The sequence below is a fragment of the Burkholderia metallica genome, assembly GCF_902832845.1.
Lineage (GTDB): Bacteria > Pseudomonadota > Gammaproteobacteria > Burkholderiales > Burkholderiaceae > Burkholderia > Burkholderia metallica.
The window spans coordinates 332,773-352,595 of the sequence record NZ_CADFDB010000005.1; the positions used below are offsets into that span (position 1 = coordinate 332,773).

Here is a 19,823-nt window from a genome sequence, read left to right on the forward strand (position 1 = left end):
GGCCGGCATCGCCATGACGCCGTCGCGTCAGCGCTTCAACGCTTCAGCGCCGCACGGGCGCGCTCGATCAGCGCCGTGGTCGACGAGTCGTGCTTCGCGGGATCGACCGACTCGGCCGACAGGTCGGCTTCCACGACCTTGCCGAGAATCTTGCCGAGCTCGACGCCCCACTGGTCGAACGGATTGATGTCCCACACCGTTGCCTGCACGAGCACCTTGTGTTCGTACAGCGCGATCAGCGCGCCGAGCGCGCGCGGCGTCAGCGCATCGACGAGCAGCGTCGTCGTCGGCCGGTTGCCCGGGAACGTCAGATGCGGCGCGAGCGCCTCCTTGCCCGGCCCCGCGACCTTGCGCGCTTCGTCGAGCGTGCGGCCGAGCATCAGCGCCTCGCTCTGCGCGAAGCAGTTCGCCAGCAGCTTCGGATGATGGTTCGCGAGCGGATGCTCGGGCGTCAGCACCGCGATGAAGTCGATCGGTACGATCGTCGGCCCCTGGTGCAGCATCTGGAAGAACGCATGCTGGCCGTTGGTGCCCGGCTCGCCCCACGTGACGGCGGACGTCGGGTAGTCGACGAAGGTGCCGTCCAGGCGCGCGGATTTGCCGTTGCTCTCCATTTCGAGCTGCTGCAGGTACGACGGCAGGTAGTGCAGCGCTTCCGAATACGGCGCGACGAGATAGCTCTGCGAGCCGAAGAAGTTCCGGTACCAGATGCCGATCAGGCCGAGCAGCACCGGCAGGTTGCGCTCGAGCGGCGCTTCGCGGAAGTGGCGATCCATGTCGTTCGCGCCGGCGAGCAGCTCGTCGAACTGCTCGGGGCCGATCGCGATCATGATCGACAGGCCGACCGCCGACCACAGCGAGTAGCGGCCGCCGACCCAGTCCCACATTTCGAACACGTTGTCCGCGGCGATGCCGAACTTCACGACTTCGGCCGGGTTCGCCGACACGCCGACGAAGTGCTTCGCGAGCGCATCCTCGGGGCAGCCGCGTGCGACGAACCAGTCGCGCAGCGAGCGTGCGTTCGTCATCGTTTCGAGTGTCGTGAAAGTCTTCGACACGATGATCGCGAGCGTTTCCTCGGGATCGACCTGTTCGAGCACGCGCGCGAGATCGGCGCCGTCGACGTTCGATACGAAGTGCGTGGCGATGTCGGGCGTCGCGACGTGGTGCAGCGCGTGCACGACCATCTTCGGCCCGAGATCGGAGCCGCCGATGCCGATGTTGATCACGTGGCGAATCCGTTTGCCCGTGTAGCCCGTCCACGAGCCGCTGCGCACGGCGCGCGCGAACGTCGCCATCTTCGCGCGCTCGGCGCTGACCTGCGCATGGAACGGTGCTTGCGGATCGGTCGCGCGCAGCGCGGTGTGCAGCGCGGCGCGGCCTTCGGTCGGGTTGACGATCTCGCCCGCGAACATCGCGTCGCGGCGCGCTTCGACGCCCGCGTCGCGCGCGAGCTGCACGAGCAGGCGCAGCGTGTCGTCATTGATGCGGTTCTTCGAGAAATCGGCCGCGAGGCCGCCGCCCGGAATCGTGAAGCGTTCGGCGCGGGTCGGCGCGCGGTCGTTTTCCGGCGCGAACCAGTCGCGCAGCCGGGCGTGGCGGATTTGCTCGAAGTGGGATTGAAGGGCAGTCCAGGCGGGGAGCGAATTCAGCGTCATGGCGGTTCGAGTGAGGCGTGAATCGGGAGGAATGCCGCGCCGGCTCATCGGGATCGGAAGGCCGGCGGACGAGAAGGCCCGCCGTGCGGCGGGGCAGTCAGTATAGCGGCGTTACGTGTCGGCGCGCGGCGACGGGTAAAAAAGGCGATTGATCAGCGTGCGCACCATCGGCGCGAGCTCGCCCGCCGTGAGTCCGGCCGGCCCCGTGCCGTGCGCGGTCAGCGTGTCGGCCGCGAGGCCGTGCAGGTAGACGCCCGCGAGCGCCGCTTCATACGGCGCGACGCGCTGCGCGAGCAACGCGCCGATCAGCCCGCCGAGCACGTCGCCAGTACCGCCGGTGGCGAGCGCCGCGTTGCCGGTCGGATTGATCGTCACGCGGCCGTCGGGCGCTGCAATCACCGTGCCCGAGCCTTTCAGCACGACGTTCGCCGCATAACGCGCGGCGAGCGCCTGCGCGGCCGCGACGCGGTCGCGCTGCACAGCTTCGGTGTCGCTGCCGAGCAGGCGCGCGGCTTCGAGCGGGTGCGGGGTGAGCACGCACGGATTGCCGCGCGCGCCGCGTGCGGCGACGGACGTCGCGAGATCCGCATGGGTGGCGACGAGGTTCAGGGCGTCGGCGTCGAGCAGCGTCGCGGCGTCGTGCGCGAGCGCGTTGCGCACGAGCGTCGCCGCCGCCTCGCGCGTGCCGAGCCCGCAGCCGGCCGCGATCGCGGTCATCGCGCCGAGCTCGACGGTGTCGGCCGGATGCAGCATCAGTTCGGGGAACGGCGGATCGTACGGCGGCGCTCCGGCGCCGAGGAAGCCGACGTGCACCTTGCCGGCACCCGCGAACAGCGCGGCGCGGGCGGCCAGGATCGGCGCGCCGCACATGCCCGTATCGCCGCCGAGCACCGCGACGCTGCCGAACGTGCCCTTGTGGGACGCGAATGCGCGCGCGGGCAGCGCGGCGGCGAACCGCGCGGGCGTGTTCAGCACGATGGCCGGCGTGGCGGGCGGCGCGACGTCGAGCGATGCGACGTCGATCTCGCCGGCGAGGTCGCGGCCTTCGCCGGTATAGAGGCCCGGCTTCGCGCCGATGAACGTGAGGGTATGCGTGGCGACGACGGCCGCACCCGCGCCGACGATCCGGCCCGTATCGCTGTCGAGGCCGCTCGGCACGTCGAGCGCGAGCACGCGGCCGCCGCTGCGCGCATGCGCGGCGATGCGAACCGCCTGCTCGGCGAACACGCCGTCGAGCGCGCGGCCGAGACCGATGCCGAACAGCCCGTCGACGACCCACGCATAGCCGTCCAGCGAGGCCGGCGGCGTGGCCGACAATGGCACGCCGGCGGCGCGCGCGAGTCCGAGCGCCCATTGCGCGTCGTCCGGTTTGACCGGCACCGGCATCCAGGCCTGCGTCGCGACGCCGAGCTGCTGAAGGTGCGCGGCGGCAACGAGCGCGTCGCCGCCGTTGTTGCCGGGGCCGACCGCAAACCAGACGGGGCGGTCGTCGCCGGCGGCGCGCTCGGACAGCCAGCGCGCGGCGGCGGCGCCGGCCCGGCCCATCAGCGTGTGCGGCGGCAGCGCCGCGGCGGCGGCCTCCGCAGCGCGCAGGTCGGCGACGCGCAGCAGCGCGACTGGATCGGAATCGGGAAACGGGAGGGTCACGGTCATCGCGGGTCGTGGCAGCTGGCAAGGAGGCCGCCGCAGACGGGCCCGCGGCGGTCAGGTCGTGAAGCGCGCGGCGCGCAGCGCGGCGAGCGTGTCGGCGGGCCAGTGCTGCACGTCGCCGCCCAGATAGTCGGTCACCACTTTAGCAGACCCGCACGCGAGGCCCCAGCCGGCCGGCCCGTGCCCGAAATTGACGAACACGCGCGGATGCGGGGTCGGACCGACGACCGGCAGGCCGTCCGGCGACAGCAGCTGCGTGCCTTGCCACGACAACGCGGCCGAGATTTTCGCGGCGCCGGGCACCCAGTCGTGGACGGCCTGGCCGAGCAGCGCGAGCGCTGCCTCGGACAGCGGCTCGGCGAGCGGCTTCGCAGTGTCGGGCAGGCTCTGCAGCACGGCGCTGCCGCCGACGCGCAACCGCTGGTGGGTGCGCGTGATCGAGATCCGCTTGATCGAATCGATGACGTTCAGGTGCGGCGAGTGTTCTTCGTAGGCGATCGGCGCGGTGAGCGTATGGACGCGCACCGGGTGCAGCGGCAGGCGCCAGCCGAGCCGGTCGAGCAGCGGGAGGCTGCCGGCGCCGGCGGCGACCACGATCGCGTCGGCGGAAATCACGTCGACCTCGCGGGCATTCGACGCGCGCCGGTCGCCGGTCGGGACGAGTTCGACGGCGGCGCGGCCCGTGTCGACGCGGATCGCGGCGACTTCCGCGCCGAAGCGAAACAGCACGCCATGCTCGTCGAGCGTCTGTTTGAGCAGTTTCGCGAACAGCGGGCAATTCCCGGTGCGTTCGGTCTCGAGCAGCACGCCGCCGGCGAAGCCGGGTTCGGCCGGCACGGACGGCTCGAGCACCGCGCATTCGTCGGCGGAGAGCAGCCGGTACGGCTGGTCGAGCGTGCGCAGCAGGTCGAGCGCCGGCTGCAGCGCGTCCCAGTCGCGCGTTTCGCGCACGACGTGCAGGATGCCGGGCTTCTGCTCGAATTCGAGTGCGAGGCGCGTCTCGATGTCGGCGAGCGTGTCGCGCGACGCGTCGATCAGCGGGCGCAGCCGTGCGTATTGCGCGGCGAACGCGTCGGGCTCGCGCAGCATGCCGAGCTGCTTGACGAAGCGGCGCACGCCGCCGTTGAAGCCCGGCTTGTAGACGATGCCGCTGTCGCGCGACTGGCGCTGGCGCATGAAGGTCGGGCCGAACCAGACGTCGAGCGGGCTCGGCAGCAGCGCGCCGCCGTCGCCGTAGGTCGCGCCCTGCGCGACGGTCGCGTGGCGTTCGACCACGCATACGCGATGGCCGGCCGCGCGCAGCTGGTAGGCGGTGGCGACGCCGCTGATTCCGCCGCCGATGACGATGACATCCATGGATTGCTTCGATGACGGGCGGCGCGCAGGCGCCGCCCGGATGAGAATTCGCTGAGGGCCCCGGCCCGGTGAACCCGGAATGATAGCGCCAAAAGCGCGGGAACCGGCGTCGGGCGAGCGCGGACCGTGCGGCCGCACCACGGCCGCCGGCTGCCGTGCCCGCGCGGGGCGGGCCGGCGGGCGGTCCGTGAACGGCGCGCACCGCGGCACGGTTGCGGTGCACGCGGGCTGCCGATCGGCCGGTCTGGGACGACCGACTTCCGGGTATAATTACGGCCTTCCTTTCGCCCCACGTCGCCACCTCGCGCGACTCATCGACGTCAGTCCAGCCCATGGCTCACTTCTCGTGTTTTCCCGGCGCTTCGGCCCTCTCCGATTTCCGTCAAACCCGTCTGCTCGATACGCTCAGGCAAATCGACGCCAACATCGTCGCGGTGCGCGGGCAGTTCCTGCACTTCGTCAATGCGGCCGAGCCGCTGTCGGCCGACGACAGCGCGCGCATCGATGCGCTGATGCATTACGGCGCGCCGTTCGAGCCGGCGGCCGAGAAGGGCACGGCCGAGACCTTCGTCGTGTTGCCGCGCTTCGGCACGGTCTCGCCGTGGGCGAGCAAGGCGACGGACATCGCGCAGCACTGCGGCCTCACGCACGTGCGCCGCATCGAGCGCGGTGTCGAATTCACGGTCACGCTGAAGTCGGGCCTGCTCGGCGGCAAGAAGGCGCTGTCGGACGATGCGCGCGCAGCCGTCGCGGCCGCGCTGCATGACCGGATGACCGAAAGCGTGGTCGCGTCGCGCGACGACGCGAAGCACCTGTTCGATGAACTGCCGGCCAAGCCGCTGTCGACCGTTGACGTACTGGGCGTCGGCCGCGGTGCGCTCGAGCGCGCGAACGTCGAGCTGGGCCTCGCGCTCGCCGACGACGAAATCGACTACCTGGTCGACGCGTTCCGCAAGCTCGAACGCAACCCGACCGACGTCGAACTGATGATGTTCGCGCAGGCGAACAGCGAACACTGCCGTCACAAGATCTTCAACGCGCAGTGGACGATCGACGGGCAAGCGCAGGACATGTCGCTGTTCGCGATGATCCGCAACACCGAGAAGCTGAGCCCGCAGGGCACGATCGTCGCGTATTCGGACAACTCGTCGATCATGGCCGGCGCCGAAGCCGAACGCTGGTTCCCGCGCAACGCGGGCGCGGCCGGCGAGCCGGGCGAGCGCTACGGCCGCCACACCGAGCTCACGCACACGCTGATGAAGGTCGAGACGCATAACCACCCGACGGCGATCTCGCCGTTCCCGGGTGCGGCGACCGGCGCAGGCGGCGAGATCCGCGACGAAGGCGCGACGGGCCGCGGGGCGCGTCCGAAGGCCGGCCTCACCGGCTTCACGGTGTCGAACCTCGACCTGCCGGACGCCCGCCAGCCGTGGGAAAACGACCGCGACGCGGCGCAGCCGATGGCCGAGCGCAACCCGAACGAGCCGCACGGCCCGTACGGCCGCCCGGATCGCATCGCGTCGCCGCTGCAGATCATGATCGACGGCCCGCTCGGCGGCGCCGCGTTCAACAACGAATTCGGCCGGCCGAACCTCGGCGGCTATTTCCGCGTGTACGAGCAGAACGTCGGCGGCCAGGTGCGCGGCTATCACAAGCCGATCATGATCGCGGGCGGCCTCGGCAACATTGCCGATCAACATACGCACAAGCACGACGTGCCGGCCGGCTCGCTGTTGATCCAGATCGGCGGCCCGGGCATGCGGATCGGCATGGGCGGCGGTGCCGCGAGCTCGATGGCGACCGGCGCGAACACGGCCGAACTCGACTTCGACTCGGTCCAGCGCGGCAACCCGGAAATCGAGCGTCGCGCGCAGGAAGTGATCAACGGCTGCTGGCAGCTCGGCGCGGAAAACCCGATCCTGAGCATCCACGACGTCGGCGCGGGCGGCCTGTCGAACGCGTTCCCGGAAATCGTCGACGGCGCGGGCAAGGGTGCGCGCTTCGAACTGCGCAAGATCGCGCTCGAGGAATCGGGCCTGTCGCCGCGCGAAATCTGGTCGAACGAAGCGCAGGAGCGCTACGTGCTGGCGATCGCGCCGGCCGACCTGCCGCGCTTCGAGGCGATCTGCGCACGCGAGCGCTGCCCGTTCGCGGTGGTCGGCGTCGCGACCGACGAGCGCCAGCTGAAGCTCGTCGACGACGAAGCGACGGGCGCCGACGCATACCCGGTCGACATGCCGATGGAAGTGCTGCTCGGCAAGCCGCCGCGCATGCACCGCGACGTCACGCGCGTGGCGACCGAGCGCGCCCCCGTCGACGTGACGGGCATCGCGCTGTCGGAAGTGGCGCTCGACGTGCTGAAGCACCCGACGGTCGGCAGCAAGTCGTTCCTGATCACGATCGGCGACCGCTCGGTCGGCGGCACGTCGGTGCGCGACCAGATGGTCGGCCCGTGGCAGGTGCCGGTGGCCGATTGCGCGGTCACCGCGCTCGACTACGCGGGCTTCAAGGGCGAGGCGATGACGATGGCCGAGCGCACGCCGCTCGCCGTGATCGACGCGCCGGCTTCGGGCCGCATGGCGGTCGGCGAAGCGATCACGAACATCGCGAGCGCGCCGATCGCGTCGCTCGACAAGCTGAAGCTGTCGGCGAACTGGATGGCCGCATGCGGCACGGCCGGCGAAGACGCCGCGCTGTTCGATACGGTCAAGGCGATCGGCATGGAGCTGTGCCCGGCGCTCGGGATCGGCATCCCGGTCGGCAAGGATTCGCTGTCGATGAAGACGAAGTGGGACGAGCAGGGCGTCGCGAAGGAAGTGGTGTCGCCGGTGTCGCTGATCATCTCCGCGTTCGCGCCGGTGGAAGACGTGCGCCGTCACCTGACGCCGCAACTGCGCCGCATCGCCGACGCGGGCGACAGCGTGCTGATCGCGATCGATCTCGGCCGCGGCAAGAACCGGATGGGCGGCAGCATCTTCGCGCAGGTCACGCAGCAGGTCGGCGACACGACGCCGGACGTCGACGATGCGCAAGACCTGAAGCGCTTCTTCGATGCGATCCAGCAGCTCAATACGCAGGACAAGCTGCTCGCGTACCACGACCGCTCGGACGGCGGCCTGTGGGCGACGGTGTGCGAAATGGCGTTCGCGGGCCACGCGGGTGTGTCGCTGAACGTCGACATGCTGACGCTCGACCCGAATCACGAATCCGACTACGGCGACGCGAAGGACTGGGCGAAGCAGACGAGCGGCCGTCGCGAGGATCGCACGCTGCGCGCGTTGTTCTCCGAAGAGCTCGGCGCCGTCGTGCAGGTGCGCGCGGCCGACCGTGACGCGGTGCTCGGCACGCTGCGCGAGTTCGGCCTGTCGGCGTGCTCGCACGTGATCGGCTCGGTCAACGATCGCGACGTGATCGAGGTGTACCGCGACGCGAAGAAGATCTTCGACGCGCCGCGCGTCGAACTGCATCGCGCGTGGAGCGAAGTGAGCTGGCGCATCGCGCGCCTGCGCGACAACCCCGCCTGCGCGGATGCCGAATACGACGCGCTGCTCGACGCGGCCGATCCGGGCATCTCGCCGGTGCTGAGTTTCGATCCGGCCGACGACATCGCCGCGCCGTTCATCTCGACGGGCGCCCGGCCGCGCGTCGCGATCCTGCGCGAGCAGGGCGTGAACTCGCATCTGGAAACCGCTTATGCGTTCGATCGCGCGGGCTTCGATGCGCACGACGTGCACATGAGCGACCTGCTCGCCGGCCGTGCAACGCTCGCCGATTTCGCGGGTGCGGTCGCCTGCGGCGGCTTCTCGTACGGCGACGTGCTGGGCGCGGGCGAAGGCTGGGCGAAGACGGTCCGCTTCAACGCGAACCTCGCCGACATGTTCTCGGCGTTCTTCGCCCGTCCCGACACGTTCGCGCTCGGCATCTGCAACGGCTGCCAGATGCTGTCGAGCCTCGCGTCGATGATCCCGGGCGCGGAAGCTTGGCCGAAGTTCACGCGCAACAAGTCCGAGCAGTTCGAGGCGCGCTTCTCGTTCGTCGAAGTGCAGAAGTCGCCGTCGATCTTCTTCGCGGGGATGGAAGGCTCGCGGATTCCGGTCGCGGTCGCGCACGGCGAAGGCTATGCGGACTTCTCGCAGCAGGGCGACATCGATCGTGTCGCGGTCGCGATGCGTTACGTCGACCACCGCGGCGAAGCGACCGAGCGCTATCCGTTCAACCCGAACGGCTCGCCGGCCGGCATCACGTCGGTCACGACGGCCGACGGCCGCTTCTCGGTGCTGATGCCGCACATGGAGCGCGTGCACCGTACGGTCACGATGAGCTGGCACCCGGAAAGCTGGGGTGAAGCGAGCCCGTGGATGCGCGTGTTCCGCAACGCGCGCCGCTGGATCGGCTGATCGGATGATGTTCGACCCGCACGCACCGGTCGAGGTCGTCACGCTGCGCGATGCGCGCGCGAGCGAGGCCGACGCGATCGGCCGCGTGATCGTCGCCGCGTTCGCGCTTGCGCCGCAAGGCGGGCAGTTCGAACGGCGGATCGTCGATACGCTGCGTGCGGACGGTGCGCTGGGCGTGTCGCTCGTCGCGGAGCGCGAAGGCCGTCTGATCGGGCATGTCGCGTTCTCGCCGGTGTCGATCGGTGGCGAGCCGTCCGGCAGCCAGCGCTGGTACGGACTGGCGCCGCTCGCGGTGCTGCCCGACTGCCAGCGGCAGAGCGTCGGCGCGGGGCTCGTGCGCACGGGGCTCGACGCGCTGCGTCGGCTCGGCGCGCGCGGCTGCGTGTTGCTCGGGGACCCCGCGTACTATGGGCGCTTCGGCTTTGCGCCGTCCGGCGACATCGTGTTCCCGGGCGTGCCGCCCGCGTATTTCCTCGCGCTGTCGCTCGACGATTCGGCGCCGCGGCCGTCGGGCGACGTTCGCTATCACGACGTGTTCTATCCCGCGTAGCCTGCGCTTGCGGTGCGCGCGAATCCGGCACGGAAAAGGCCGCTCTTTGGAGCGGCCTTTTCTTTTTTGCTGGACTGCAAGCAAGCGCATCGTGACGCACCCGCAGGCAGTGCACGGGAAAAGAAAAAGCCGCTCCGAAGAGCGGCTTTTCGATGCAGTGGCGACGAGCGCCGGCGTTACTGGATCTTTGCCTGCTGACGCAGACCTTCCTCGAACGCCTGCAGCTTCTGCTGCACGAGCTGCTGCGCGATCTGCGCCTTCACCTGGTCGAACGGCGGCGGCGCGATGTCGCGGATGTCGTCGACGCGGATGATGTGCCAGCCGAACTGCGTCTTCACCGGCGTGTCGGTCATCTGGCCTTTCTGCAGCTTCTGCGCGGCCGCCGCGAATTCCGGCACGTACGCCTTCGGATCGGACCAGTCGAGATCGCCGCCGTTCTTGCCCGAACCCGGATCCTTCGAGTATTGCTTCGCGAGATCCTCGAACTTCGCGCCGGCCTTGATCTTCGCGATCAGGTCCTTCGCCTGCTGCTCGTTGTCGACGAGGATGTGGTGCAGATGGTATTCGCGATTGCCGCCTGCGCCCTTGACGAGATCGTCGTAGCGCGCCTTCACTTCGGCGTCGGTCGGCTGGTTCTTCTTCAGGAAGCTCTCGATCATCGAACGCAGCACGACGGTCTGCTGCGCGACGGCGACCTGCGCCTTCACGTCCGGACGGTTCGGGATGCCTTCGCGAATCGCTTCCTGCATCAGGATTTCGCGGTTCACGAGTTCCTGGCGCACGGCCTGCTGCAGTTGCGGGCTGTCGGTCTGGCCTTGCTGGACGAGCTGCGCAACCATCGCGTCGGCGCGCGATTTCGGAATCGGCGTGCCGTTGACGACGGCGATGTTCTGGGCAAATGCCGGTGCCGCTGCAAAGGCAGCCGCCGCGACCCACAGGCGGGGGGATTTCAGGATCATCGGGAATTCCTAATGAGACTAGATTGAAGATTCGTTGAATTCTTCGGGCGTATAAGCCACGATCGCGAGCGCGTGAATGCCGCGCTGCATCGCATCAGCGAGCGCATCATACACCAGCCGGTGCCGCGCGACGCGCGGCTTGCCCGCGAAGGCGGCCGACACGATCGTGACCGTGAAGTGGCCGCCGGCGGACGCGCCGGCGTGGCCCGCGTGCTGCGCGCTGTCGTCGCGCACGGTGAGCGACAGCGGGGCCAGCGAGGCCGTGAGGCGCGCTTCGATCAGCGCGATGCGCTCGTCGGGCGACGCGTGGAGAAAGGCGTCCGTCATGTCACTCGTCCTTCATGTATTTCGTGAGCCACAGGCTCTGCAGGATGATGAATACGACCATCGCGCCCGTCGTGCCGAACAGCTTGAAGTTCACCCACTGCGATTCGGTGAAGTTGTGCACCACGTACAGGTTCGCGACGCCGAGCACCGCGAAGAACAGCGCCCAGGCCACGTTCAGCTTGTCCCACACCGGGTGCGGCAGCGTGAGCTGCTTGCCCATCATCTTCTCGATCAGGTTTTTGCCGAACGCATAGCGCGCGGCGAGCAGCCCGATCGCAAACAGCCAGTACAGCACAGTCGGTTTCCATTGAATGAATTTCTCGTCATGCAGGACGAGGGTGGCGCCGCCGAACACGACGATCACGCCGAGGCTGACCCACAGCATCGTGTCGACCTTCCGGTGCCGGAAGGCCACCCACGCGACCTGGGCCAGCGTCGCGACGATCGCGACGGCAGTGGCGGTAAAGATGCCCCAGACCTTGAAGGCGGCAAAAAACAGGATGATCGGAAACAGATCGAACAGGAATTTCATGGCGCTCGCAGCTGCGTGAAAGGCCGCTTGCGCGGCCGTTCACCGTTGTAGGGACCCGCCAGGCACCGCCGGAGCGAAGCGGGGCGGCCGGCCCGAGGCTGGCTGCCCGGCCGGTCCGCCCGGCGCCGCTCATTCGTTTTCGGGTCGGGACTCGAAGTTTAACGCAGCCGAATTGATGCAGTACCGCAAACCGGTCTTGTCGCGCGGGCCGTCCTCGAAGACGTGGCCGAGATGCGCGCCGCAGTGGTTGCAGCGCACCTCGACGCGCACCATCCCGTGCGAGTAATCGACCTTTTCGTCGATCACCTCGCCGTTGAGCGGCTTGAAATAGCTGGGCCAGCCGCAGCCCGAGTGGAACTTCGCGCCGGATTCGAACAGCGGCGTGCTGCAGACGACGCATTTGTAGATGCCGGCATCCTCGGTGTCGGTGTATTCGCCGGTGAACGCGCGTTCGGTCGCCGCGTGCTGCGTGACCTCGTACTGCATCGGCGTGAGCCGGCGGCGCAGTTCGGCGTCGTCCTTCTGGTACGGGAAGGTCTTGTCGTCGGAATCGTGGGACATGTGGGGTTCTCCTGATCGGTCGGTCGATACGCGCGGGTCGGGGCTCACGACGAGCAGCTCACTTCGAGCGACCCGGCCCAGTCGGGCGGCAACGCCGCATACGCTTCATGCTCCGGTTGTTCGTCGAACGGCCGGCGCAGGATCTGCGCGAGCCGCTCGACTTCCGAAAAATCCTTTTCCTTCGCGCGCCGGATCGCGACTTCGGCCAGATGGTTGCGCAATACGTATTTCGGGTTCGCGCGATTCATCGCGGCCGCACGTGCGGCGTCGTCGCGCGTTTCCTCGGACAGCCGCGCGCGGTAGAGGTTCGCCCAGGCGTCGAACGCGTCGCGGTCGATGAACAGGTCGCGCACGGGCGCGTCGCGGCTCGCATCGTGCTTCGAGATCTGCGCGAGCCGGCGGAACGTCAGCGTGAAATCCGCATGGCTCGCATGCATCGTCTCGAGCAGCTTGTTGGCGAGTTCCGCATCGTTTTCGCGTTCGAGCGCGAGGCCGAGCTTCGCGCGCATCGCGCGTTCGAGCGCGGGGCCGAAGCGCTCCGGGAACTTCGCGAGCACGGCCTGCGCGTCCTCCACCGCACGCTCGGCGCGCGCATCGTCGTCGGCGATGCCGTGCTGCAGCCCGATCAGCGGCAGCAGCGCCTGCGCGAGACAGTAGCAGTTCCAGTGCGCGATGCGCGGCTGCATCCGGTACGCGTAGCGGCCGCCGTTATCGGAGTGGTTGCAGATGTGGTTCGCGTCGAACGCATCGACGAAGCCGAACGGGCCGTAGTCGATCGTCACGCCGAGGATCGACATGTTGTCGGTGTTCATCACGCCGTGGCAGAAGCCGACGGCCTGCCACTGCGCGACGAGGTCGGCCGTGCGCAGCGTCGCGGCTTCGAGCAGCGCGAGGTACGGATCGTCGGCGCGGCGGCAGTCCGGGTAGAAGCGGTCGATCACGTGATCGGCGAGCTGGCGCAGCAGATCGGGGCGATCGTTCGAGAAGAAGTGCTCGAAGTGGCCGAAGCGCACGAAGCTCTCCGACACGCGCGTGACGACTGCCGACGTCTCGATCTCCTCGCGCACCACCGGCTGGTCGGAGCCGATCACGGTCAGCGCGCGCGTGGTCGGAATGCCGAGGTGATGCATCGCTTCCGAACACAGGAATTCGCGGATCGACGAGCGCAGCACCGCGCGGCCGTCGCCCATCCGCGAGTACGGCGTGCGGCCGCTGCCTTTGAGCTGCAGCTCGTAGCGGCGGCCGTCCGTGCCGGTGCGCTCGCCGATCGTCAGCGCGCGGCCGTCGCCGAGCTGGCCGGCCCATACACCGAACTGGTGGCCGGAATACACCGATGCATACGGCATCGCGTGCGCGGGCCAGTCGCGCGTCGGGTTGCCGGCGAACAGCTCGGCGAAGCCGGGCTGCGCGGCGATCGACGGCGGCAGGTCGAGCAGCTGCGCGACTTCGCCGGAAAAGCCGACGACGTACGGCGCGGCGAGCGGCGCGGCCGGCAGTCGCGTATGAAACGCGTCGCCGAGCGCGACGAATGCGCCGGCGGCGGGCGCGCCGAGCGTGGCGGCGAGGTCGGGGAGGGTGTCAGCCGGATCGGCTGCGCTTCGGGAAAACGACATGTTGAGCGCCTCTGGGTAAGCCGATATTGTAAGGCGGCGCCGCGCCGCCCGCATGGCGGCCCGCGCACCGGGCCCGGCGCCCGTCCGGGGCCGCCATGCGGGCGCGCGGCACAGGCACCGATTCGCATCCTCACGGAGAACAAGACGATGGGTAAGCCGTTGCTGGGCCAGATGATGGACATGCCGTTGCTGGTGTCCTCGCTGATTTCGCATGCCGCGCGACACGCCGGCGACACCGAGATCGTGTCGAAGCGCGTGGAAGGCGATCTGCATCGCTACACGTACCGCGATTGCGAACGCCGCGCGAAGCAGCTGGCGCAGGCGCTCGCGCGGCTCGGCGTCGAAACCGGCGATCGCGTCGGCACGCTCGCATGGAACGGCTACCGGCATCTGGAAGCGTATTACGGGATCGGCGGCATGGGTGCCGTGTGCCACACGATCAATCCGCGCCTGTTTCCCGAGCAGATCGCGTACATCGTCAATCACGCGGAAGACCGCTACGTCTTCTTCGACATCAATTTCGCGCCGCTCGTCGATGCCATCGCGCCGCAATGCCCGCACGTGAAAGGCTGGATCGCGATGACGGACGCCGCGCACCTGCCTGCCGGCACGACACCGTTCCTCTGCTACGAAACGCTCGTCGAAGCGGAAGACGGCCGCTACGACTGGCCGCGTCTCGACGAGCAGCAGGCGTCGGGGCTCTGCTACACGTCGGGCACGACCGGCAACCCGAAGGGCGTGCTGTATTCGCACCGCTCGACCGTCCTGCACGCGTACGGCGCCGCGCTGCCCGACGCGATGAACCTGTCCGCGATGGACGCGGTGCTGCCCGTCGTGCCGATGTTCCACGTCAACGCATGGGGGCTGCCGTACGCGGTGCCGCTCACCGGCGGCAAGCTCGTGCTGCCGGGCAAGGATCTCGACGGGAAATCGCTGTACGCGCTGATGGAAGCCGAGCGCGTGACGTTCTCCGCGGGCGTGCCGACCGTGTGGCTCGGCCTGCTCAACTACATGCGCGAAGCCGGCGTGCGTTTCTCGACGCTGAACCGCACGGTGATCGGCGGCTCCGCGTGCCCGCCCGCGATGCTGCGCACCTTCGAGGACGAATACGGCGTGCGCGTGATCCACGCGTGGGGGATGACCGAACTGTCGCCGCTCGGCACGCTTGCGAAGCTCAACTGGGCGCAGTCGCAGCGGCCGCTCGACGCGCAGCGCAAGCTGCTCGAGAAGCAGGGGCGCGTGATCTGCGGTGTCGACATGCGGATCGTCGGCGAGGACGGCCGCGAGCTGCCGTGGGACGGTGTCGCGTTCGGCGAATTGCAGGTGCGCGGCCCGTGGGTGATCGACCACTACTTTCGCGGCGATACGTCGCCGCTGTCGGACGGCTGGTTCCCGACCGGCGACGTCGCGACGATCGACCCCGACGGCTTCCTGCAGATCACCGACCGCAGCAAGGACGTGATCAAGTCCGGCGGCGAGTGGATCAGCTCGATCGACGTCGAGAACGTCGCGATCGCGCACCCGGGTGTCGCCGAGGCCGCCTGCATCGCCTGCGCGCACCCGAAATGGACCGAGCGGCCGCTTCTCGTCGTGGTGCCGCGCGAAGGGGCGAACCTGACCCGCGACGCGCTGCTCGCGTTCTACGAAGGCAAGGTCGCGAAATGGTGGATTCCCGACGACGTCGTGTTCGTCGAATCGCTGCCGCACACCGCGACCGGCAAGCTGCAGAAGCTGAAGCTGCGCGAGACGTTCCGCGATTACGTGTTGCCGACGGCGGTCTGCGAGCCGTAACGTCGTCGTCCGGGCCGGAAGCGGCCCGCGAGCCGGTCGCCCGATCCGACCCCGGATCGGGAATACAAAATCAAATTGAACGACCGTGCTTTTTCGTTGTATGCTGCCTCAGTTCATTTGGACATGCGGCTGTTCGACCGCGCACAATGAAGCGCAGCCACCCCGGCGCGCGATGCATGGAGGCAGGCAGATGGCAGTGGATTACTCGACTCGCGACGGCGTGGCCGTCCTTACGCTCAACAATCCGCCCGTCAACGGGCTCGGCCTGTCGACCCGTCAGGGCGTCATGGACGCGCTCGATCGCGCCGCGCAGGACCCGTCGGTCACGGCCATCGTGCTGACCGGCGCGGGACGCGCATTCTCGGGCGGCGCCGACATCACCGAATTCAACACGCCGAAGGCGCTGCAGGAGCCGACGCTGCACACCGTGATCCGCGCGGTGGAGGCGAGCGCGAAGCCCGTCGTCGCGGCGCTGCACAGCGTCGTGATGGGCGGCGGCCTCGAGCTCGCGCTCGGCGCGCACTACCGCGTCGCGGCGCCCGGCGCGCAGGTCGCGCTGCCCGAGGTGAAGCTCGGCCTGCTGCCGGGCGCGGGCGGCACGCAACGCCTGCCGCGCGCGGTGGGGCTCGAGACCGCGCTGAACATGATCGTGTCGGGCGCGCCGGTGCCGTCCGAGCAACTCGCGAAGAGCGGGCTGTTCGACGAAATGGCCGACGGCGACCTGCTCGACGCGGCCGTCGCGTTTGCGCGCAAGGTCGGGGCGCAGAGCGGCCCGCATCCGCGCGTGCGCGATCGCAAGATCGTCCATGCGAACGCCGCGGGCTTCATCCAGTTCGCGCGCAATTCCGCGAAGGCCGCCGCACCGAATTTCCCCGCGCCGCACAAGTGTATCGACGCGATCGAAGCGGGCGTGCTGCACGGCTTCGACAAGGGCAGCATCGCCGAGCGCGACGGTTTCGTCGCGCTGATGATGACGCCGGAAAGCCGCGCGCTGCGGCACGCGTTCTTCGGCGAGCGCGCGGCGAGCAAGATTCCCGACGTGCCGTCCGATACGCCGCTGCGCGAGATCCGCCGCGTCGGCGTGATCGGCGCGGGCACGATGGGCGGCGGGATCGCGATGAACTTCATCAACGCGGGCCTGCCCGTCACGCTGCTCGAGACGAAGCAGGAGGCGCTCGAGCGCGGCGTCGCGACGATCCGCAAGAACTACGACGCGCAGGTGAAGAAGGGCAAGCTCACGCAGGAGAAGCTCGACGCGCGCATGGCGCTGATCACGCCGACGCTGTCCTACGACGACCTGAAGGACGCCGACCTGATCGTCGAGGCCGTGTTCGAGGAACTCGGCGTGAAGGAGCAGGTGTTCAGGAAGCTCGACGAGGTGGCGAAGGCGGGCGCGATCCTCGCGTCGAACACGTCGACGCTCGACGTCGACAAGATCGCGGCGTTCACGAAGCGCCCGCAGGACGTCGTCGGCATGCACTTCTTCAGCCCGGCGAACGTGATGAAGTTGCTCGAGGTCGTGCGCGGCGCGCAGACCGCGAAGGACGTGCTCGCCACCGTGATGGCGGTTGCGAAGAAGATCCGCAAGACGGCGGTCGTGTCGGGCGTGTGCGACGGCTTCATCGGCAACCGGATGATCGAGCAGTACATCCGCCAGGCACTCTTCATGCTCGAGGAAGGCGCGCTGCCCGCGCAGGTCGATCGCGCGATCGAGAAATTCGGTTTCGCGATGGGGCCGTTCCGAATGAGCGACTTGGCCGGCAACGACATCGGCTGGGCGATCCGCAAGCGCCGCTACGTCGAGCAGCCCGACCTGCACTATTCGAAGATCGCCGACCGCCTGTGCGAGCAGGGCCGCTTCGGCCAGAAGACGGGCGCCGGCTGGTACGACTACGTGCCGGGCGATCGCAAGGCGAAGCCGTCGTCGCTCGTCGACGAGATGGTCGTCGCGTATTCGAAGGAGCGCGGCGTCGAGCGGCGCAAGATCGGCGACGACGAGATCGTCGAGCGGCTCGTGTTCGCGCTCGTGAACGAAGGCGCGAAGATCCTCGAGGAGAAGATCGCGTCGAAGGCGTCCGACATCGACATGGTCTACCTGACCGGCTACGGCTTCCCGCTGTGGCGCGGCGGCCCGATGCTGTATGCGGACACGGTCGGCCTCTACAACGTCGAGCGCGCGATTCGCCGTTATGCGGCCGCACCGAACGGCGACGCGTGGCAGCTCGCGCCGTCGATCGCGGAGCTGGCGAAGGCCGGCCGCGGGTTCAACGGCTGACGCGCCGGATCGCCGCGCGGCCGATCCTGTCTGGAGACACGCAATGAAACGCACCGACGACGTCCTGCTCGTGATCGACGTGCAATACGACTTCATGCCAGGCGGCGCACTCGCGGTGCCGGACGGCGACGCGGTCGTGCCGGTGATCAACGCGCTCGCGCAGCGCTTCGACCAGGTCGTGCTGACGCAGGACTGGCACCCGCACGAGCACGTGTCGTTCGCGGCGAACCATCCGGGACGCGAGCCGTTCTCGACGCTCGCGCTGCCGTACGGCGAGCAGGTGCTGTGGCCCGTGCACTGCGTGCAGGACACCGACGGCGCGGCGCTGCATCGCGATCTCGACGTCCCGCATGCGCGGCTCGTGATCCGCAAGGGCGGCGACGCGCAGGTCGACAGCTATTCCGCGTTCGTCGAAGCCGACCGCACGACGCGCACGGGGCTCGCGGGCTATCTGCGCGAGCTCGGTGCGAAGCGCGTGTGGTGCTGCGGGCTTGCGACCGACTATTGCGTCGCGTGGTCGGCGCTCGATGCGCGTGCGGCCGGTTTCGAAGCCGCGGTGATCAACGATGCGTGCCGTGCGATCGACCTGAACGGGTCGCTCGCCCACGCGTGGCAGCAGATGCAGGCAGCGGGCGTCGCGCATGTGACGTCCGCGGGCGCGCGCCCGGCGGCGTAGCGCATCCCCCCATTCGATTCAGTACAAGCAGGACCGAAGGAGACTCGCATGACCGAAGCCGTAATCGTATCGACCGCCCGCACGCCGCTGGCGAAATCCTGGCGCGGTGCTTTCAACATGACGCACGGCGCGACGCTCGGCGGCCACGTGGTCGCGGCCGCGCTCGAACGCGCGAAGCTCGACCCCGCACGCGTCGAGGACGTGATCATGGGCTGCGCGAACCCCGAAGGCGCGACCGGCGCGAACATCGCGCGGCAGATCGCGCTGCGCGGGGGACTGCCCGTGACGGTGCCGGGGATGACGGTGAACCGCTTCTGTTCGTCGGGGCTGCAAACGATCGCGCTGGCCGCGCAGCGGATCATCGCGGGCGAAGGCGAAGTGTATGTGGCAGGCGGCGTCGAATCGATCTCGTGCGTGCAGAACGAGATGAACCACCACATGATCCAGGAAGGCTGGCTTGCCCAGCACAAGCCCGAGATCTACTGGAACATGCTGCAGACGGCCGAGAATGTCGCGAAGCGCTACGGCATCTCGAAGGCGCGGCAGGACGAGTACGGCGTGCAGTCGCAACTGCGCGCCGCGGCCGCGCAGGAAGCCGGGCGCTTTCGCGACGAGATCGTGCCGATCACGGTGCTCGCGGGTATCGCCGACAAGGCGACGGGCCGGCTGTTCACGAAGGAAGTGACGGTCTCGGCCGACGAAGGGATCCGCCCCGACACGACGCTCGAGGGCGTGTCGAAGATCCGCTCGGCGGTGCCGGGCGGCGTGATCACCGCCGGCAACGCGAGCCAGTTCTCGGACGGCGCGTCGGCGTGCGTCGTGATGCGTGCCGACGCCGCGCAGCGCGAAGGGCTGCAGCCGCTCGGCGTGTTCCGCGGTTTCGCGGTGGCCGGCTGCGAGCCGGACGAGATGGGCATCGGCCCGGTGTTCGCGGTGCCGAAGCTGCTGAAGCAGGCGGGGCTGAAGGTCGACGATATCGGCCTGTGGGAGCTGAACGAAGCGTTCGCGGTGCAGGTGCTGTACTGCCGCGACACGCTGGGGATTCCTGACGACCGCCTGAACGTGAACGGCGGCGCGATCGCAGTCGGCCATCCGTACGGCGTGTCGGGCGCGCGCCTGACGGGCCATGCGCTGATCGAAGGCAAGCGGCGCGGCGTGAAGTACGTGGTCGTCACGATGTGCATCGGCGGCGGCCAGGGTGCGGCCGGCCTGTTCGAAATCCTCTGATCTTCGGCAGGTGGCGGCCGCCGGGGTTCGCTCCCGCGAAGCCGGCGGCCGCGACGCGAATCGGCGCGACCGGCGCCATTCGAAACCATCGGGAAGCAGACGGCATGCGCCCGGCAATGCCGTTTCCCCTTACTTGTCAAACGAATTGCCCCACCTATACTAGCTCTGACATTTGCCTTTCGGCACGATGGGCAGGATCGCGCATTACGCGATCCGTGCCGCGAAGGTTCGAACCAACGCAGCAGACCGAC

Annotated in this window: 14 protein-coding genes; 6 read left to right on the top strand and 8 right to left on the bottom strand. The window is 68.9% G+C overall.

Going from position 1 to position 19,823, the window contains the following annotated elements; all coding sequences use genetic code 11:
* Positions 1 to 35: 35 nt before the first annotated feature.
* The 3 genes from pgi to HWX08_RS16940 form a co-directional block, all read right to left on the bottom strand.
* Positions 36 to 1,658 (bottom strand): glucose-6-phosphate isomerase, encoded by a 1,623-nt coding sequence (gene pgi / locus HWX08_RS16930; protein WP_069256903.1) that lies wholly within the window; start codon positions 1,656 to 1,658, stop codon positions 36 to 38.
* A 111-nt stretch (positions 1,659 to 1,769) separates the two neighbouring features.
* A complete protein-coding gene (locus tag HWX08_RS16935; protein WP_174920518.1) occupies positions 1,770 to 3,311 on the bottom strand; it encodes an NAD(P)H-hydrate dehydratase in 1,542 nt (513 codons plus the stop codon).
* Between the two features lie 51 nt (positions 3,312 to 3,362).
* Positions 3,363 to 4,664: an FAD-dependent oxidoreductase gene (locus tag HWX08_RS16940; protein WP_174920519.1), complete on the bottom strand. Its 1,302-nt coding sequence runs from the start codon at positions 4,662 to 4,664 to the stop codon at positions 3,363 to 3,365.
* 332 nt (positions 4,665 to 4,996) lie between these two features.
* Between HWX08_RS16940 and purL the strand changes: the two genes are divergently transcribed.
* A complete protein-coding gene (purL, locus tag HWX08_RS16945; RefSeq protein WP_069256900.1) occupies positions 4,997 to 9,061 on the top strand; it encodes a phosphoribosylformylglycinamidine synthase in 4,065 nt (1,354 codons plus the stop codon).
* 4 nt (positions 9,062 to 9,065) lie between these two features.
* Positions 9,066 to 9,611 carry a GNAT family N-acetyltransferase gene (locus HWX08_RS16950; protein WP_174920520.1) on the top strand — a complete coding sequence of 182 codons (546 nt, stop codon included), beginning with the start codon at positions 9,066 to 9,068 and terminating at the stop codon, positions 9,609 to 9,611.
* 176 nt (positions 9,612 to 9,787) lie between these two features.
* Here HWX08_RS16950 and HWX08_RS16955 read toward each other — a convergent pair whose 3' ends face one another.
* From HWX08_RS16955 to HWX08_RS16975, 5 genes are all read right to left on the bottom strand, one after another.
* Entirely contained in the window at positions 9,788 to 10,570 is a 783-nt protein-coding gene (locus tag HWX08_RS16955) for a peptidylprolyl isomerase (protein WP_069256899.1), read from the bottom strand.
* An 18-nt stretch (positions 10,571 to 10,588) separates the two neighbouring features.
* A complete protein-coding gene (locus HWX08_RS16960; RefSeq protein WP_069256898.1) occupies positions 10,589 to 10,897 on the bottom strand; it encodes a BolA family protein in 309 nt (102 codons plus the stop codon).
* Position 10,898: 1 nt separating this feature from the next.
* The gene (locus tag HWX08_RS16965; protein ID WP_069256897.1) at positions 10,899 to 11,429 is read right to left on the bottom strand and encodes a septation protein A; all 531 of its coding nucleotides are present in this window, start codon (positions 11,427 to 11,429) and stop codon (positions 10,899 to 10,901) included.
* A gap of 129 nt (positions 11,430 to 11,558) precedes the next feature.
* Positions 11,559 to 11,990, bottom strand: coding sequence for a peptide-methionine (R)-S-oxide reductase MsrB (gene msrB / locus HWX08_RS16970; RefSeq protein WP_006478590.1), 432 nt, complete (start codon positions 11,988 to 11,990; stop codon positions 11,559 to 11,561).
* 44 nt (positions 11,991 to 12,034) lie between these two features.
* Complete coding sequence (locus HWX08_RS16975; protein ID WP_069256896.1) at positions 12,035 to 13,603, bottom strand: protein adenylyltransferase SelO; 1,569 nt, start codon at positions 13,601 to 13,603, stop codon at positions 12,035 to 12,037.
* A gap of 147 nt (positions 13,604 to 13,750) precedes the next feature.
* On the opposite strand from HWX08_RS16975, the gene HWX08_RS16980 reads away from it, so the two are divergent.
* The 4 genes from HWX08_RS16980 (at position 13,751) to HWX08_RS16995 (ending at position 19,572) form a co-directional block, all read left to right on the top strand.
* On the top strand, positions 13,751 to 15,394 hold the full coding sequence (locus HWX08_RS16980) for a 3-(methylthio)propionyl-CoA ligase (RefSeq protein ID WP_069256895.1): 1,644 nt from the start codon (positions 13,751 to 13,753) through the stop codon (positions 15,392 to 15,394).
* A 190-nt stretch (positions 15,395 to 15,584) separates the two neighbouring features.
* Positions 15,585 to 17,669 (top strand): 3-hydroxyacyl-CoA dehydrogenase NAD-binding domain-containing protein, encoded by a 2,085-nt coding sequence (locus HWX08_RS16985; protein WP_069256894.1) that lies wholly within the window; start codon positions 15,585 to 15,587, stop codon positions 17,667 to 17,669.
* Positions 17,670 to 17,712: 43 nt separating this feature from the next.
* Positions 17,713 to 18,345 carry a bifunctional nicotinamidase/pyrazinamidase gene (pncA, locus tag HWX08_RS16990; protein WP_174920521.1) on the top strand — a complete coding sequence of 211 codons (633 nt, stop codon included), beginning with the start codon at positions 17,713 to 17,715 and terminating at the stop codon, positions 18,343 to 18,345.
* A gap of 48 nt (positions 18,346 to 18,393) precedes the next feature.
* On the top strand, positions 18,394 to 19,572 hold the full coding sequence (locus HWX08_RS16995; RefSeq protein WP_174920522.1) for an acetyl-CoA C-acyltransferase: 1,179 nt from the start codon (positions 18,394 to 18,396) through the stop codon (positions 19,570 to 19,572).
* Positions 19,573 to 19,823 lie beyond the last annotated feature (251 nt).

Bases quoted from the DNA above. Each gene is read 5' to 3' on its own strand.
- pgi (WP_069256903.1), bottom strand. From the start codon at position 1,658: ATGACGCTGAATTCGCTCCCCGCCTGGACTGCCCTTCAATCCCACTTC.
- HWX08_RS16935 (WP_174920518.1), bottom strand. From the start codon at position 3,311: ATGACCGTGACCCTCCCGTTTCCCGATTCCGATCCAGTCGCGCTGCTG.
- HWX08_RS16940 (WP_174920519.1), bottom strand. From the start codon at position 4,664: ATGGATGTCATCGTCATCGGCGGCGGAATCAGCGGCGTCGCCACCGCC.
- purL (WP_069256900.1), top strand. From the start codon at position 4,997: ATGGCTCACTTCTCGTGTTTTCCCGGCGCTTCGGCCCTCTCCGATTTC.
- HWX08_RS16950 (WP_174920520.1), top strand. From the start codon at position 9,066: ATGATGTTCGACCCGCACGCACCGGTCGAGGTCGTCACGCTGCGCGAT.
- HWX08_RS16955 (WP_069256899.1), bottom strand. From the start codon at position 10,570: ATGATCCTGAAATCCCCCCGCCTGTGGGTCGCGGCGGCTGCCTTTGCA.
- HWX08_RS16960 (WP_069256898.1), bottom strand. From the start codon at position 10,897: ATGACGGACGCCTTTCTCCACGCGTCGCCCGACGAGCGCATCGCGCTG.
- HWX08_RS16965 (WP_069256897.1), bottom strand. From the start codon at position 11,429: ATGAAATTCCTGTTCGATCTGTTTCCGATCATCCTGTTTTTTGCCGCC.
- msrB (WP_006478590.1), bottom strand. From the start codon at position 11,990: ATGTCCCACGATTCCGACGACAAGACCTTCCCGTACCAGAAGGACGAC.
- HWX08_RS16975 (WP_069256896.1), bottom strand. From the start codon at position 13,603: ATGTCGTTTTCCCGAAGCGCAGCCGATCCGGCTGACACCCTCCCCGAC.
- HWX08_RS16980 (WP_069256895.1), top strand. From the start codon at position 13,751: ATGGGTAAGCCGTTGCTGGGCCAGATGATGGACATGCCGTTGCTGGTG.
- HWX08_RS16985 (WP_069256894.1), top strand. From the start codon at position 15,585: ATGGCAGTGGATTACTCGACTCGCGACGGCGTGGCCGTCCTTACGCTC.
- pncA (WP_174920521.1), top strand. From the start codon at position 17,713: ATGAAACGCACCGACGACGTCCTGCTCGTGATCGACGTGCAATACGAC.
- HWX08_RS16995 (WP_174920522.1), top strand. From the start codon at position 18,394: ATGACCGAAGCCGTAATCGTATCGACCGCCCGCACGCCGCTGGCGAAA.